This window comes from Nostoc sp. XA010 (assembly GCF_020829625.1).
In the GTDB taxonomy this organism is placed as follows: Bacteria; Cyanobacteriota; Cyanobacteriia; order Cyanobacteriales; family Nostocaceae; genus Nostoc.
Window position 1 is genome coordinate 114640 of sequence record NZ_JAIVFX010000017.1, and the last position, 16254, is coordinate 130893.

At 42.5% G+C, this 16254-nt stretch carries 16 protein-coding genes and 1 pseudogene; 9 read left to right on the forward strand and 8 right to left on the reverse strand.

The features are described 5' to 3' along the window. Nucleotides 1-11: 11 nt before the first annotated feature. Nucleotides 12-896 carry a shikimate dehydrogenase gene (locus LC608_RS22865; protein ID WP_229555715.1) on the reverse strand — a complete coding sequence of 295 codons (885 nt, stop codon included), beginning with the start codon at nt 894-896 and terminating at the stop codon, nt 12-14. A gap of 107 nt (nt 897-1003) precedes the next feature. On the opposite strand from LC608_RS22865, the gene LC608_RS22870 reads away from it, so the two are divergent. Then, complete coding sequence (locus LC608_RS22870; protein WP_229555716.1) at nt 1004-1942, forward strand: alpha/beta fold hydrolase; 939 nt, start codon at nt 1004-1006, stop codon at nt 1940-1942. A 114-nt stretch (nt 1943-2056) separates the two neighbouring features. Here LC608_RS22870 and LC608_RS22875 read toward each other — a convergent pair whose 3' ends face one another. The 3 genes from LC608_RS22875 to LC608_RS22885 all read right to left on the reverse strand — a co-directional run bounded on the left by LC608_RS22875 (nt 2057) and on the right by LC608_RS22885 (nt 5206). Continuing rightward, entirely contained in the window at nt 2057-2707 is a 651-nt protein-coding gene (locus LC608_RS22875; protein ID WP_229555718.1) for a sigma-70 family RNA polymerase sigma factor, read from the reverse strand. 195 nt (nt 2708-2902) lie between these two features. Further along, complete coding sequence (locus LC608_RS22880; RefSeq protein WP_229555719.1) at nt 2903-4291, reverse strand: DUF2330 domain-containing protein; 1389 nt, start codon at nt 4289-4291, stop codon at nt 2903-2905. A 42-nt stretch (nt 4292-4333) separates the two neighbouring features. After that, nucleotides 4334-5206 carry an RnfABCDGE type electron transport complex subunit D gene (locus LC608_RS22885; RefSeq protein WP_229555720.1) on the reverse strand — a complete coding sequence of 291 codons (873 nt, stop codon included), beginning with the start codon at nt 5204-5206 and terminating at the stop codon, nt 4334-4336. 294 nt (nt 5207-5500) lie between these two features. On the opposite strand from LC608_RS22885, the gene LC608_RS22890 reads away from it, so the two are divergent. Then, nucleotides 5501-6181 carry a polysaccharide deacetylase family protein gene (locus LC608_RS22890; protein ID WP_229555721.1) on the forward strand — a complete coding sequence of 227 codons (681 nt, stop codon included), beginning with the start codon at nt 5501-5503 and terminating at the stop codon, nt 6179-6181. 115 nt (nt 6182-6296) lie between these two features. Here the strand turns inward: LC608_RS22890 and LC608_RS22895 are convergent, their stop codons facing one another. After that, the gene (locus tag LC608_RS22895; RefSeq protein ID WP_229555722.1) at nt 6297-7274 is read right to left on the reverse strand and encodes a carbohydrate kinase; all 978 of its coding nucleotides are present in this window, start codon (nt 7272-7274) and stop codon (nt 6297-6299) included. A gap of 364 nt (nt 7275-7638) precedes the next feature. On the opposite strand from LC608_RS22895, the gene LC608_RS22900 reads away from it, so the two are divergent. The 5 genes from LC608_RS22900 to rfbB all read left to right on the forward strand — a co-directional run bounded on the left by LC608_RS22900 (nt 7639) and on the right by rfbB (nt 11520). Beyond that, complete coding sequence (locus LC608_RS22900) at nt 7639-7902, forward strand: helix-turn-helix transcriptional regulator (RefSeq protein ID WP_109011711.1); 264 nt, start codon at nt 7639-7641, stop codon at nt 7900-7902. 532 nt (nt 7903-8434) lie between these two features. Beyond that, the gene (locus tag LC608_RS22905) at nt 8435-9136 is read left to right on the forward strand and encodes a DUF6391 domain-containing protein (RefSeq protein ID WP_229555723.1); all 702 of its coding nucleotides are present in this window, start codon (nt 8435-8437) and stop codon (nt 9134-9136) included. A 4-nt stretch (nt 9137-9140) separates the two neighbouring features. Continuing rightward, nucleotides 9141-9377 (forward strand): hypothetical protein, encoded by a 237-nt coding sequence (locus tag LC608_RS22910; RefSeq protein WP_229555724.1) that lies wholly within the window; start codon nt 9141-9143, stop codon nt 9375-9377. A gap of 31 nt (nt 9378-9408) precedes the next feature. Beyond that, a complete protein-coding gene (locus tag LC608_RS22915; protein WP_229555726.1) occupies nt 9409-10404 on the forward strand; it encodes a glycosyltransferase in 996 nt (331 codons plus the stop codon). Between the two features lie 54 nt (nt 10405-10458). Next, a complete protein-coding gene (rfbB, locus tag LC608_RS22920) occupies nt 10459-11520 on the forward strand; it encodes a dTDP-glucose 4,6-dehydratase (protein ID WP_229555728.1) in 1062 nt (353 codons plus the stop codon). On the opposite strand, the gene LC608_RS22925 is transcribed toward rfbB, so the two are convergent. Together LC608_RS22925 and LC608_RS22930 are read right to left on the reverse strand one after the other, a co-directional pair. Further along, nucleotides 11447-12916: an addiction module antidote protein gene (locus tag LC608_RS22925; protein WP_229555729.1), complete on the reverse strand. Its 1470-nt coding sequence runs from the start codon at nt 12914-12916 to the stop codon at nt 11447-11449. The genes rfbB and LC608_RS22925 overlap by 74 nt on opposite strands. Further along, nucleotides 12903-13247 carry a type II toxin-antitoxin system RelE/ParE family toxin gene (locus tag LC608_RS22930; RefSeq protein WP_308189912.1) on the reverse strand — a complete coding sequence of 115 codons (345 nt, stop codon included), beginning with the start codon at nt 13245-13247 and terminating at the stop codon, nt 12903-12905. The genes LC608_RS22925 and LC608_RS22930 overlap by 14 nt, the downstream gene beginning before the upstream one ends. Nucleotides 13248-13426: 179 nt before the next feature. Between LC608_RS22930 and LC608_RS22935 the strand changes: the two genes are divergently transcribed. Next, nucleotides 13427-14620, forward strand: a complete 1194-nt coding sequence (locus LC608_RS22935) for a serine/threonine-protein kinase (RefSeq protein WP_229555731.1) — start codon at nt 13427-13429, stop codon at nt 14618-14620. 101 nt (nt 14621-14721) lie between these two features. Here the strand turns inward: LC608_RS22935 and msrA are convergent, their stop codons facing one another. Continuing rightward, a complete protein-coding gene (msrA, locus tag LC608_RS22940) occupies nt 14722-15390 on the reverse strand; it encodes a peptide-methionine (S)-S-oxide reductase MsrA (protein ID WP_229555732.1) in 669 nt (222 codons plus the stop codon). Nucleotides 15391-15583: 193 nt separating this feature from the next. Between msrA and LC608_RS22945 the strand changes: the two are divergent. After that, a pseudogene (locus tag LC608_RS22945) lies at nt 15584-16018 on the forward strand (YidH family protein); the annotation flags it as partial. Nucleotides 16019-16254 lie beyond the last annotated feature (236 nt).

A 16254-nucleotide genomic window follows, 5' to 3' on the forward strand; every position in this document is an offset into this window, starting at 1 on the left:
AGATTTCTCCATCAACCCAAACCCAAATGCTTTTGCAACGCTTGGCGCATCACTTCTACAGGTACAGTTTCCTGCTGCAACCAAATTTTTAATGCTGCTACTCCTTGTTGAACTAGCATTTCTAATCCATCGATCGCAATTGCGCCTTGTTTTTCTGCCTGCTCTAGAAATTGCGTCGGTTTAGGTATATATATTAAATCGTAAGCGATCGCACCCTTTGGTAAATTTGCTATTTCCTCTACACTCAAAGGCGACTCATTAACCTTGGGATACATACCTATGGGGGTTGTGTTTACCAGCAGATTAGCTTGGGGAATTAGCTTTGGTAATTCTTCCCATTGATGAACCTGTAGATTTTCACTTATGGGTGAATTGTTCCAACTATTGCCAAATTCCTGTAATCTCTGCACATTACGCCCGACAACATGAATTTTCGCAAAACCTAGTTGGTGACAACCTGCTACAACTGCTCTCGCTGCGCCACCATTGCCTAAAATTACTGCTACCTTCTGACTCCAATCTTGCTTATATGTCGTCTGCAAAGGAGCGATAAATCCTTCTATATCTGTGTTTGTCCCCACCCATTGATTATTTTGGCGACTAACAGTATTCACTGCGCCTATAGCTTGAGCAAGAGGGGTAATTTCTGAAAGCAGAGGCATGATTGCCTGTTTATGAGGTATTGTCACACTAAAACCGACAACCCCAATAGCTGCCAAACCTGCGATCGCTATTTCTAAATTCTGTGGTGCTATAGGAAAGGGAAGATAAACATAATCTAATCCCAAATGAGCGATCGCAGCATTATGCATCGCTGGCGAGAGCGAATGCTCCACCGGATGTCCAATTACCCCTAATAGCTTAGTTTTGCCTGTAATTAATCTTTCTTTAGTCATTAGTTATTAGTTATTAGTTATTAGTGATTCCCCCCCAACCTTCCCTGCTCCCCCACTCCTTGGACTAGCCTACAATTATTAAAAGCTACTTAACAATTCTTTGAATCATGCAGGCAACTACAGCCGCCTCTACAACCCCAATTCCTGGTAAATATTGGCAGTGGCGCGGGCACAACGTTTACTATGTGCGTGCGGGAGAGAAGCAAGTGCAACGTCCGCCCTTGCTTTTGGTACATGGATTTGGTGCTTCCACAGACCACTGGCGCAAGAATATCACAGGATTGTGTCAAGATTTTGAAGTATTTGCGATCGATCTTTTGGGATTCGGGCGATCGGCAAAACCGAAATTGCAGTATAGCGCCGACTTGTGGCGTGACCAACTCCATGATTTTATCAGTGAAGTAATTGGTCAAAAAGCAGTATTAGCAGGTAATTCCCTTGGTGGCTATGCTTGCTTGTGTGTCGCAGCACAACGTCCCGACAGTGCGGCTGGTTTAGTTTTGCTCAATAGTGCAGGGCCTTTTAGCGAAAGTCAGCCGACATCTGAGCCGGAAGCTTTACAGTCAGAAGTTCAGCCTCCCAAACAACCCGCTACTTTGCAGAAACTTCTTGGTGACGGCACTAAGTGGATTTTTCAACAACCTTTAGCCCAGTCTTTGTTATTTCAATACGTGCGACAAGGTTGGGTAATTCGCCAAACTTTAGAAAAAGTTTATCTTGACAAAAGTGCAATTACAGATCAGTTAGTAGAAGAAATTGCTCGCCCTGCTTACGATCCTGGTGCAATGGAAGTATTTGTGTCAGTCTTTAGCACTCCTCAAGGGGAAAAAGTTGATCTGCTACTAAAGCAATTAACTTGTCCATTGTTAATGTTGTGGGGAGAAGCTGATCCTTGGATGAATGCTAGAGAACGTTCCCAGAAGTTTCGTCAATATTATCCTGAACTTAGAGAACACTTCCTAACAGCCGGTCATTGTCCCCATGATGAAATACCTGATAAAGTAAACCAACTTTTAGGCGATTGGGTTTTGTCTATTACTAAGTGACCACATCCTTTGTAAGGGTGCAGCAATGCTGTGCCCTTACAGCATGGTCTATTTGCGTAGTTTACCGCCGTAGGCATCGCAGGAGAATTAAGAAAAGCCTGAAACAAGGTATTTTTATAACAATCCCTGTAATTCGGCGAATTTACGCAAACGTGGTAAACACTGGCGCTGATAAAAACTGCTTAATGTCGGAATTGACAGCCCAAATTCTTCAGATAATTCTTTCCAGCTAACTTCTGGGGGTAGGCGTTTGAGAATTAATACCTGACAATTCACATCTGGACGCCCTTTAATGTAACTACTGCACAGTTCTCCTTCAGAATCAGTCTTAGCCCATATCTCCAAGTCTTCCAGAATGGGAGGTGGTTGGGGGGTAGCAGGGAGGTTATCTACAGGATCAATGGTTTCACATGTTCCACCCGATGTAGACTGACGAACCCAAAGAGGGATTGTTATGGCTTGTTCCCGGTTCTGGTTAATGTAAAAGTCTTGTAGTCTCCGTTTTAAGTAAGCATTTAGCCAGGTGATGACACTGCCATAGGTGGGGTCATAGGTTTGACCTGTCAAACCTTCACAAACATTGCGGCAAAAATACAACCAAGTTTGTTGTAGTGCATCTTGATAATAAGGGGTACTTTCTCTCCAGAGTTTACTTGCTGTCAAGCGAATAATTTGCGTTAGCAGCTTTTGACGCTGAGGACTTCCAGATGGGTGTTCACAGGCTTCGCTAACTAAGTAGCGTAGCTGTTCATCAAATTGAACCATGAGAATCTTGGCGAAGAAAGCAAGAATATCTTAGTATTGCGTATAACAACAGTCTAAATAATTTTCGTCAAGATTTATTCATTGGGCATTGGGCATTGGGCATTGGAAAAGAGGACAAGGGGCAGTTCTTGCAGGGAGAAAAGGGGAAAAAGAACCTGCATCAAGCCTTTCACTTCCCTTTGCTCCCTATTCTCCTCAATCTAATCCAAACCAGGATTGGACATTTTCCAACCAAGAATATGTGAGATTTCCGACACTCAGCTTCATTTTTTTGCGAATATCTTGGATATTTCCGTTGGTTAATTTAGCTAGAGTCTGCGCTTCTTCTTCAAAACGTTTGGGCAAAGACTGTTTGTACTTCTTACCTGCCTCACACTTGAGTTCCCCTTCAAATGGATATTGCAAAACATAACGCCCTTGGAATGATTCACGGTTGGCAGTTGATAGGAACATCAAGTCTTCAGGGAATGTGTCGCGGGTGTAGCGGACATGCAGACGGGAGATGAAGACGTTACTGTTAAAAGGGGGAGGAACAAACTTGCGGATTGGTGTAACCTTAGTTTGCTTACTTAGAGAATTATCATTTAGCCAAAATACGCCTGCTTCCTTGAGTTCCTCTTGGGTAAGGGGATCGGCAGAACAAGGATCGCAACTACCCATGTCCCAAGCGTATTCCAAAAAGCCGACTCTCTTGCCTTCTTTGGTGTAAGCGGTTTGGAACAGGGATTTGTAGAATTCACCAAATTCATCTTTGATAAACACGGGAAGATTGACGTTGGAGGGGATTTTCACCGTCCGATAGTTAGTGAGTTGTGCTTCTCCTTGAGGTGAGAGGATATAGACAATTAAATCCTGCTCTGTCGTAGCATTAATCATGCCTAAACGAATTGGCAGCATGAACTTGGGTGATTGATAAGAAATTTGTAGCGGACGGAGGAACTGATAGCCAGATTCCTCAAATTTATCCAAGTTGACTTTAGCAACAAAGAATTTCATTGAGGAACGGATATAGGGCTGAAGTAACTGTTTCGCCCCTTGAGGGATTTTGTAGCCATTATTTGTCAGCCAAGTTTCCAGTCCGCCAGATTCTTTAGCACTAAGGATCACGATGTCGTATTCACCCACGTTGAAACGCGCTTCTACCGTCACACCCAAACTGCCATCGCTTCTCTGAACTTCTGCAATATTATCTACTGCTGCTGCTGAGAAATTTATTATGCCTCTGTTAAATAGTGGTAGTGGGGCACAAGGATCTGGGTCAAAATATTCCACCAATCGCGGCGCACTAAAAGCATCTAGGCGCTCGATAACATTGGGTAGGGCAACGCGAACTTGCTCTTTTTGCAGCACTGTTGGCACTGGTACTACGATCGCAAAATCTTTGACTTCGCCTTGGTAGTCATTTGCCATCGTCAAGACGGTGCGATCGCCATTCCGTGCTATCACCACCTGAGAAGCTTTGTTATACAGCTTCGTATCAGCTTTAGCTACATAAAATCCACAAAATGCCCAAGCTGCGGGTGCGAAGCAAAATACAGCGACAATTGTCAACAGTAATGGCGTTAAAAGTCGAAAAATCTTCATTTTTTATACCTCTATATTAAATGCTGATTTAGGAGCTAGCAGCTAGGAGTTGGGAGTGCTGAGTAAAAGTTCTCCCCCTGCTCCCTCTGCTTCCTTATCTCCCTCATTTCCCCTTTGCCAAGAAAATCGTGGGGCTAACCAGAGAACATCTAGCAGAATGCTCAACGGGGCAAGGATAAATAGTGCCCAGAAAACTGCGGTGGGAATAAAGAAATAATTCCGCAGGATGAAAGTTAATCCAGCAATGCAAGCTGCCCAAACTACCCGCCCAATTCGAGAATTGGGAATTGATCGCGGATCTGTAATCATAAATAAAGCGAACAACAATAACGAGCCGCTCATCAACCGATGCCAGTAAACATCCCAAGTCCAACCCAGCCAGAGATTGCGAATCGCTTCTAGTAAGGAATAGCTACCCAAAAAAGCGGCTGTGGTGTCCCAGCGACCAATGCGCTGCAAAACCATGCCGCCAGTCCCGGCAAATAAGAGCGCATACCACCACTCTTCACCCCACTGTCCCGGCGAAACCCAAGCATCGGAGGTGAGAACCAAGGCAGAAATAATGCCAAAATTAGCAGGGTTGAAGAAATGCTTATCACCGAATTTGAAGAGAAATTTACTAGCGATCGCAGTTACTGCCGCTAAAGCCATTGTCGTCCAGTGATCAGCCCGCAACAGTAAACTGAGTCCCAGTGAGGTAATTAAAGCACTGCGAAGATTCGTAATTTGTCCCTTGTTGTTTGCCAATGACCAATGACTAATGACAAATGACAATATCGATTGGGTTAGTAAACAAGTAGCGATTAATACCCCAATCAACTCTGGTCGCAATGTCCAGTCTCGTGTACTGATTCCCAAGACTAGGAACAAGCCCAGAAATGAAATTTGATAATCTCGTATATCTTTGAACAACATTAACTTTTCATGCAGTGTTTATTCGTAGATTTTTCCTGAATTTAGACGAGTACCAGGTCAAAAAGTATTGCTCTTAGAGATTTTTTACAAAATATGATTTTGGAGTGGTGATTGCCATACCCAAGCGATCGCTCTGATGGTTGAAACTATAAGGAGGGCTTATACCTGGAACTCTGTGTTTGTACAGTAAGTTCTAGATATAAGCGAATTAAGCTATGGTTCCCACGTTTAACAGTTATCAACATTAAGTAATCAGTGTATTTATGCAAGATTACGCAAAAAAGAAAAAACTTTATGCAACTAGCTCCCCTGTTCCCAATTTTCTACCGCATTCTCCAGCCGAGTTTTCCCAACTGCCTTTGGGCTGGAAATCCCCATACTAAAGCGATCGCCCTAACTTTTGATGATGGGCCTCATCCTCAATACACACCGGAAGTATTGGCAGTGTTAGACCGTTATAAGATTACAGCGAGTTTTTTTTGGTTGGGTGTTTGCGTCAACCGTTCACCAGCCATTGCCAAAGCCGTTAGCGATCGCGGACACTGGATCGGATTGCATGGCTACGATCATCGCTCTTTTGCCATGCTTTCTCCAAATGACCTGAAGGACAGTTTAGAAAAAACCCAAGTTGCCATCTACAATGCCTGCAACCTGCAACCTGAACAAGTGCGAGATGTCCGCCCCCCCAATGGTTTATTTACGCCTGCTACTTTAAAACTGTTCTCTCAGTGGAATTACCGTCCAGTTATGTGGACTGTTGTACCAGAAGACTGGGTACGACCAGGTGTAACTACTGTGGTAGAGCGAATTATGCAGCAGGTCAAAAATGGTTCGCTGATTGTTTTACATGATGGTGCTTGCGGTGGACAAGATGTTGCTGCCACAATCCAAATTCTCATTCCGAAACTGCTACAACAAGGCTATGAGTTTGTGACTGTTGATACTCTATGGCAGCAAGCTAAGACTAATCATTGATTGTTACACGTTTAAGGATAGATAAAGTTAATAATTAGCTCTAAATCAGGCTTTTTTATAAATTACGGGAGTATCAGCCACTAAAGGCTGATATCCCAATGGCTTATGCTAATTCCTAAAGTTGATGAGAGGCTAGAAAAGCTTGGACTTCAGCATCTGTTGGTTGAGAAGCGATCGCACCTGGTTTAATGGTAGTGAGTGCCCCAACAGCACTGGCATAAGTGACGATGCGTTTTGCGGTTTCAGCATCCCGCAAGCTGTGGATGCCATGCTGACTCAATTGGTGGATGAATCCTGCTAAAAAGCTATCCCCTGCCCCAGTCGTGTCAACTACGGGAATGGAAAAGGAAGGTAATTTGCCTTCGTTCTCACCCAGACAGTAGGCGCAACCGTTTTCCCCATCTGTTACTAGCACCCCTTCAATTGAAGCTAGACGGTAAGTGATGGCTCCAGGATCTGCGGTTTCAAATAGCCATTCAGCTTCTTCTTTGGAGAGTTTCAGGAAATCGACTCGCTTAAATAATTCTGGAATTTTTTGATGAGCTATATTTGGCTCGTCCCAAAATACAGGACGCCAGTTCACATCCATCACAATCTTCAAATCGTAATGTTCTGCTAACTCTAGGGCGCGGTGAATTGCCACTTCACTTTCAGGATAGGCTAATTCTAAAGTACCCAAAACCAGAAAATCTGCGTCTTCAAACAGCGAATTTGGCAATTGTTTAGCTTGTAGGCGAGTATCAGCAAATTCTGCGGTGTCATACTGACCAAATCCGGCGAAAGTGCGATCGCCTGCTAGATCCCGTGTAACATAAACTTGCCGCGTTGGTGCTGTAGGATGGCGTTGTACCCCCGTCGTTTCTACACCTACATCTTGTAATACCTTGACCAGTGCATTCCCTGGTTCATCTTCACCAACGGCTCCGATAAATCCTGCTGGCGTCCCCAGCTTGACTAAAGCACAGGCTACGTTAGCTGGTGCTCCTCCGGGATACGGAGTCCAGGATTTTACTTCTTCCAGCTTTAGCCCCAATTGATCGGCTAAACAATCAAACAAAACTTCACCGAGGCACAAAACACGGGGATTGCTCATTTTATTTTAGATTTTAGATTTCGATTTTGGATTAGTAATTTACAGTATAAAATCTACAACAATTTTTGCTAATCTGTCGCCAGCCCTTCATAGAATTAAATGGCAATTTTTACTACTCCAGAACATCTATATGCTTATGAATATCGTCTAAATACTATAAGTATTAACACTAAATTTATATACAATTTTTAGTATAATAAAATACTTTGCCAATAAGATAGTTTATATTTTTGCCAATTTTAAATCCAAAGAAAATATTGACAATTGGATTACTGCTAAAACTTGAAACCCCTCCCAACAAAAGAATCTTCTAGAATTAGAAAGAGTGATTAAGTACATATACCAAGGGAGGATAGAAATAGTCATGGCTGGTGGCAAGTCTGAGACCCCCGTTAGTCTGTCAGACAGAGAACTGCAAATTATCGACTTAGTAGCCGCTGGCTTAACTAACCAAGAGATTGCAGGAAAACTGGAGATTAGCAAGCGTACAGTTGATAACCATATCAGTAATATTCTTACCAAGACCGAGACAGAAAATCGAGTAGCTCTTGTTCGCTGGGCTTTACAGTGGGGCAAAGTCTGTTTGAATGATGTCAATTGCTGTACTCTGCCTAAGCAGATCGAATAAACGATTTATTTAGTAGCAAGGTAATTGCTCTGGTCTGGTATAATTGCAAGCCAATCTTGAAGTTTACTGATTATTTCCCTCTTCACGCCTAAGTTTTCAGTGTGAACACTCTACCAAAAGTTCCGAGTCCTTCACTCAGCCGGAGTTGATGTTAGTGGAGCCAGCTGACCCTCGGACTCGGAAACTATAAAAGATCAGAATTTCTTATTAAGCAGAACAGATGTAGGAATGGGGAGATGAGGTAGCAGGGGGAGCAGGGGGAGTAGGGGAAGCAGGGGAAGAAAAATTATGACCAATGCCCCTTATGACTGCTGAGTGGGAAGCAAGCGATAGGGTGTAAGGGGGAAGTGAAAGGCTTAATGCAGGTTCTTTTTCCCCTTTACTCCCAGCAAGAACTGCCCCTTGTCCTCTTTTCCCATGCCAATGCCCAAACTCAAAAATCATCCACAAAAATTAGCAACAATTCAGTGGTGCAAGCGTTACATTTGAAAGAAATCTATGTTGCCCCATCGCCTTTGGGAGCAGTGTTCCAATGAATACTTCCGCTTCTTTTGAGGGTAGCTCGTCTCCCTTTAAATTTTTGAACTTTGATTTTACGACACCTGTATCTGAGAAAATTCCGAGTCTTGAAGACCGATTTTCAGAGTTTCCGCAACCCACACAAGATGCCGACCTACTCAAACAGCTATCGTTTATTCCAGGGTTGAAAGAAATCCTGATGATACGGCAGGTTCACGCTTTAGAACACGCTACTGTTTGGGTTCTTAGCGAATCAAAAAGTGCCTATCCTGCCAAAGGTGAACCTACTAACGTTCAATTAGATAACGAACTATTAGGCGGTTTGTCTACTGAGCAGGGATTCTATCTCTATGGTGAGGTGAATATTAGTGATTTGCGGCGTGCGGTCATACTTGCTCGACATCGCCTCACCAGTGGAGAATGGGATTTGGCTGTACATCCCCGTTGCGGCACAAATTTATCAGTAGCAATGCTCTTAACAGCTGGACTAGCTGTCGGTGTGCATTTGTTACTACCATTTCGACCAATCGAGCAAATAATAGGTTTGGGGTTAGCAGCAACGACAGCCGCCGAACTTGCACCTGATTTAGGTTCTATAGCACAGCGTTACTTAACAACTGCCATTCCTTTTAACCTAACAATTGACAATATTATCCGTACACGCGATGTTTGGGGGCGTGAGGCACATTTTGTTAAAGTGGGCTGGCAAGAGTAATCTTATGGAATCAAAACCACGCACCTTCAAAGAAACCGCTAAAGAAACAACTCTACTGTTTGCAGGGGGCGCTGGCGCTGGACTAATCATCTTTGCCCTGTTCGGCGGTTTATGGCACGTCACTCACTTTTGGTGGGTGATGGCAGCAACTACAATGTTCTGCGGTTTATTAGCCGTAGTATTCCGTCAAAACTTCCAGAAGATGTTACATGCTTTGATGGATAATGCTCCCTGGATGTAAGAACACAAGGTTAAATATTTCTTTAAAAATTATGAGAAAACTTTACTTCTTACTCCCCGGTACAGATGGTAAATTTGCCTGTGGTGGTCTTTGGGCTGAGTTAAAAGCCCTTAATTTGGTTCAGCAGTTCTGTAGTGCTGATGTTGTAACTTACCGCCAACGAGAAAAAGGTAAGCTTTTTATTGATGATTTGTTAAAAGAGAAAAATTTAAGTGATGTAATTTTTGTCATCAGTTGGGGATTTGATATAGCTCAACTCGTGGCTAAACTTAAGCAATACAATGTTGTTTACCATGCACATAGTGCAGGTTATCCATTTAGGCTACCCGCAAGTATTCCGATCGTCACTGTTAGCCGCTATACAATGGGATATTGGGGAGAAAAATCGCCTAACTCTCTGATTTATTATTTACCCAATCAAATTTCTAATGAGTTTCAAAATTTAGGGCTGGAACGGGATATTGATGTTTTAGTTCAAACTCGGAAATCTTCTGAGTATTTAATTAAAGGATTGATTCCAGCGTTACAAAAACGTTGTAAAGTATTGGTTGTTGATTCATACATAGAGGATTTACCTGGACTATTCAACCGAGCTAAGGTTTACTTATATGATTCGGCTGAGTACTGGGCGCAACAGCGTGTCAGCGAAGGATTTGGTCTACAACCAATGGAAGCTCTTGCCTGTGGTTGTCAAGTATTTTCTAGTGTCAACGGTGGACTGGCTGATTACTTAGACCCTGGATTTAATTGCTATAAAATTGCTGGATATTCACAAGAATATGATGTCCAACGTATTCTGAAGGTCATTGATTCTTCAGTAGCTTTTAGTTTATCTGAGGAGTTTTTGGCTGAATATCGAACTGAAAATATTATTAAGCGTTTCCAAGTTATTCTGAATGAGTTAAATGAATTTTTTGACCACAAATTACAGCAGCCATCTAATATTAAGAGTTTGACGAGAATACGTGTGGCAAAATTACTTGCTCAGAAAATATATGGGAAGCTGAAGAAGAAATATTTTACGTAATATAAAAGAACCGCAGAGGCGTACAAAGATCACAGAGACAAGAGAGGAAATGGAATGAGTCGGCGGTTATTAGTTACTGGGGGTGCGGGGTTTATTGGGGCAAATTTTGTCCATCATTGGTGTCAGGTTTATCCAGATGACCGGGTGGTGGTGTTGGATGCGCTTACCTACGCGGGAAATCGTCTGAATTTGGCGCTGGTTGAGGGAAGAGAGAATTTTCGGTTTGTAGAGGGGGATATTTGCGATCGCACCATCATAGATGAGTTATTATCAACCGAAAATATAGATTCCATCGCCCATTTTGCTGCTGAATCTCATGTTGATCGTTCAATTCTTGGGCCGGCTGCTTTTGTGCAAACTAATGTCGTAGGAACTTTCACGCTGTTAGAAGCTTTTCGGAAACATTGGGAAGCAAAAGCACAGCCATCTGATTATCGTTTTCTACACGTTTCTACTGATGAAGTCTACGGTAGTCTGGGCGCAGATGACGCAGCTTTTTGTGAAACTACACCTTACGCTCCCAATAGCCCCTATTCAGCCTCGAAAGCTAGTAGCGATCACTTAGTGCGTGCTTATTATCATACTTACAATCTCCCGACAGTTATCACAAATTGCTCTAATAATTACGGCTCTTATCAGTTTCCCGAAAAGCTAATTCCCCTGATGTGTATCAACACTTTGATAGGCAAACCATTACCTGTTTATGGTGATGGTAAAAATGTGCGCGATTGGCTTTATGTGGGCGATCATTGTCGTGCTTTAGATGTGGTAATTAATCACGGTAAACCAGGAGAAACATACAATATTGGTGGCAACAATGAGGTAGAAAATCTCAACCTGGTGCAACTTTTGTGTCAGATGATGGATGAATTAGCACCTGATTTACCGATGCGTCCGGCAAAGCAGTTGATTACTTTTGTCAAGGATAGACCTGGACATGACAGGAGATATGCAATTAATGCGAACAAGATTAAAACTCAGCTTGGTTGGACACCTTCAGTAACAATTGCTGAGGGTTTACGTTTAACAGTTGAATGGTATCTCAATCATCGTGATTGGTGGGAACCTCTGCTGTCTGAGGAGTATCAAGCTTACTATCGCAAAAATTATCTGTAGAATTACCTAAGATGGGGCTAACTTTCACAAGTAATGATCTGAAATTCTTATAGGGAACTAATTTGTCATAATGTAAGCGACCAAGAATTATGCCTGGATGTCTATTTTGATTTTGAGCAAATTCTTCAATCGTTTCACAAGAAAAGGCTTTTTTACTGCTGATAATAAATTCATTTAATTTCTGAGAATTTATTAACCAGTTAGCGGCTTTTTTATTAGCTTCTTTTTCTTCCTCATTCTCTTCTAACGCATCCAAATTGTCTAAATAAGCTCCTTGATGTCCTAAAACAATATGTGCTAACTCATGCATGAGGGTGAACCAGAATGAATCTATCCGGTCATATCTCAATGTCAACGCGATAACGGGATTGCTGTTTAAATATAAGGCTGCACCATCCAAGTAGGTTTTGCTTAAATGCGGCACAATTAGAAAATGTACACCTAAATCTGCTAGCAATCTAGGAATCCGCACGATACTTTCTACTTGTTTAGCACAAGCAAGAATTTCAGGGATAGCAATCTCTATTTTCTCGCGTTCAAAACTAGCAACGGTTTGTTGCTTTGCTAGGTTCTCAACCCGTTTTACCCAAGTTATACGAGAAGTTTCCTCTGGCTCTCGATGCTCGGAACAACGGAAATTAACGGCTAACTGGAGTGTTTCATCTAAGGAAGATATGCCAAAAAAATTACAGATTTGCCGTTCTAAATCATCAATCGAATCTGTTGCTTGAATCCACTTATTTTTGATCAGTTCAGAGATGGGGGCAATTGTATATAATCGGCTTTTACGAGCTATATCTTGCTCCTTTTTTTCTTTTCCTACTAGATGAAGTTGATACTTTACTTCAAGATTTGTCCAAAACTCTGGAGAAGTACCCAAGGCTTGGGAGAGTTCGATAGCTATTTCAGGTGTAATTTGCTTGCTTCCCTGAATAATTTCATCGATACTTTGAACTGGACGTCCCATAACTTCTGCTAAATCTTTCTGTGTCCAGCCACGGGCTTCTAATTCTCGACTTAAAATTTTTCCTGGTGTTGGTACTTTTGCTGGTGCTAGCTTCTGGCTCATATTGCTGTCCCCCCTGCTGCCTTGGCTAGTGGTAGTCGGGGTGAGACAATATCCGAGCGCCTTCATGATTGAATTCACGTTTTCAAGGCGCGGGTTGCCATTACTGGATAAGGCTTTTTGCAATCCCCGGCGTGTCATGCCTATTTGCTCGGCTATCTCACTAATTCCTCGTACACGAGCAACGACGCGCAAGGATGCCAATAACGCACCAGAATCGTTCTCTTCTGCATATTCCTGAAATATCTCCGTCAAATAATTGTCGATTTCTTCCGGGTGCTTACGGAAGTACTCTTCTTCAAATTCATCAAGTGTTCTAAATTTTCTCACCGCTTAGGTACTCCTTCCAGTAAGCTTTTGCGTCTTCGATGTCCTGATTCTGTGTACTTTTGTCGCCTCCACACAGCACTACAACAATATTTTCAGCATCTTCACCGAAATAGACGCGATAACCAGAACCAAAGAACATTCGCAACTCGCTCAAACCATCTCCTATCGGCGCAACATCACCGTAATTGCCTTGTTCAAGGCGGCGTAGGCGTTGCAGGATGCGTCGTTTTCCTTGTTGATCGCGTAAATTATCCATCCACTCTGCAAACGGCTCGTAACCGTCTTGATTGGCATAGATGATAATTTCTTTTGGTTGTGCTTCTTTGCCCACTTTCAATCTCTACTTCTATTTATAGCATATGCGAACAATAATTCGCACTATTTTTCTAGAGAACCCCAAAGTTGGAATCTTCAACTACTTTCAATAAATTATTAGGCTTCCACAATTTCTCTAGATAATGACTATCCTTGAATATAAGGGAATCAGAGTAAATTGCCAGCAGGTGTCAAATGCTGCAAGCAGAACAGATATTACAAGATCGTTATCAAATCCAACGCCAACTCGGCAATAATGGAATTCGTCAAACTTGGCTAGCGAAAGATTTACAAGCCTCTGATGGCGAAAATTCGACCGTTGTGGTCAAACTTTTGGCCTTTGGTGGTACTGTGCAGTGGGATGACTTGAAACTTTTTGAGAGGGAAGCACAAATACTTAAACAGCTAAATCATCCCCGCATCCCTCGATATATAGATTATTTTTGTATCGACGATCGCACACTCTGGTTTGCCTTAATACAAGAATATATTCCTGGTGAGTCGCTCAAGGAAAAACTTGCTATTGGCGAAAGGTTTAGTGAAAAGCGAGCTAGAAAAATTGCTGTTGAGGTTTTAAATATTCTCATCTATCTACATGAGTTAAATCCAGGGGTATTGCATAGAGATATTAAACCAAGTAATTTAATCTGGGGCGAAGATAATCGGATTTATTTAGTTGATTTTGGTGCAGTTCAGGATAAAGCGGCAAGAGAGGGCGTTACTTTTACCGTTGTCGGTACTTATGGTTATGCCCCAATGGAACAATTTGGTGGTCGAGCAGTTGCGGCTTCAGACCTCTATGCACTGGGTGCGACTCTGATTCATTTGTTAACAGGAACTTCCCCTTGTGATTTACCCCAGCAAGATTTGCGGTTGCAATTTGCAGACCGAGTTAACTTGACTCCCAGTTTTGTCAGTTGGCTACAAAAGTTGATAGAACCTGCTCCAGAACAACGATTTACTAATGCCCGCGAAGCGCTGAATGTTCTCAAATCTCGTTTGGCTATCAAATCTGCAAACAAGAGTCAGCTTTTGCCGCTAAAAGAAATAATCAACAATTCTGGATGTGGGATAAATAATCACAATGAAACAGTCCCAGAGGAAATTCTCGGTTGGAATTGGGGCGCATTTCTCATGCCTTGGTTGTGGATGTGGCCAAATCAAGTGTGGTGTGGTGTGTTCTGTTTTATACCAAGATTTTCTTGGTTTCTGGCGATCGCATTCGGTGCAAAAGGCAATGAATGGGCTTGGAAAAGTAGACGGTGGAACAGTATTGAACAATTTAAAGCGCATCAAAGAGGCTGGGCGATCGCTGGTATTCTAATTGGAGGGCCGATTAGTATTATGATGTGGGTTCGAGCGATCGCTTTACTCCAAGCTGCATTTTAGTGGGGAATGGGGAGTGGGGGAAGAAGAACTGATTATTGACTTATGCCCAAAGCCGCCTTATGTCCTCACTCTCGTCTACTCCCCACTCCCCCTAGCTCCTTCTAACTACTAAGTTGCGATTCAACTACACCCACAGGACAAGATACGTTTGTCCCTCCTAAACCACAATACCCGTTAGGATTTTTAGCCAGGTATTGCTGATGGTAAGCTTCCGCATAATAGAATTCCGGCGCATCCAAGATTTCTGTAGTAATCTTGCCATAACCTGCGCTGCTAAGGGCTTGCTGATAAGCTTCGCGCGATGATTCTGCTAGTTGCTTTTGACTTTCGGAATATACATAAATTCCCGAACGGTATTGAGTGCCAGCATCATTACCTTGGCGCATTCCTTGGGTGGGATTGTGGCTTTCCCAAAAGACTTTGAGCAGTTCCGCAAAACTAATCACTTTGGGATCAAATACAACTAACACCACCTCATTGTGACCGGTTCGCCCACTACATACCTCTTCATAAGTGGGGTTGGGTGTGAACCCAGCAGCGTAACCCACTGCGGTGGTGTAAACTCCTTTAAGTTGCCAGAATTTGCGTTCTGCACCCCAAAAACAGCCCAAGCCAAAAATTACCTTCTCTAATCCATCGGGATAAGGGGGTTGTAAGGGATTTTTGTTGACATAATGAGCCGCAGGTACTGAGATAGATTGTGCCCTTCCTGGCAAAGCTTCCTCAGGTGTGGGCATAACTGCCTTTTTGCCAAATCCGAATAGTGCCATTTGATTTTGACTCTGATATATATCTTTACCTTATTTACTATTGTAAAGATTCTCGCGATCGCTTGGGGTTTTCTCAGAGTCCTAAGTACAGACTTTTACTTCAATGGGCTTTGTTAACCTTGTGGTGCTAGTCCATGTTATTTATCAATGTTATGAATACTTTTCAAGGGTAAATTGGCGTCAGAAGATACTCATGGATAAAATACCAAAAATTGATCGTCAAAGGGAGCATCAAGCAAACGAACGTACTTTTCTAGCTTGGCTACGCACTTCTATTGCATTGATTAGCTTTGGTTTTGCTATTGCCCGATTTGGTATATTTCTGCGCCAGTTGAATATTGCTATTACTCAACAAGAACCTCCGGTAAATCCATTATCCAATTCGGAAAATTTGGGTTTGGCTTTGGTAATTTTTGGAATTTTGGCTGTTGCGTTAGCCGCGTGGCGATACAATCAAGTTTTCTGGCAAATTGAACGAGCAGATTATAAACCAAATAGGTTAATGGTTTGGATAATGACCGGAGTAGTAATGATTTTGGGACTTTTCAGTATTCCTTTGCTCTTAAGTCGTGATCAAGTCCCCACTCGTTCTCCTGTTCCAATTCAACCACAGTCCCGAAATTTGCAAAGATCAACCCCAAACCTCAATGTTAAAAAAGGGAAAATTACTACTCAATACAGACAAATATTCTACAACAAGATTCCCAACTTCTTAAAGAAGTTGGGAATCTGAGCCTTAAGTAAGTCGGCGGGAAAATTTATAACTATGTAACAAAAGCTTAACCAGAGTCATGGGAGTTAAATTTAACACGGTGTGTACTGTAGTTTCCTTTTTTCCCTCTAGCTTGAACACCATCAATTACG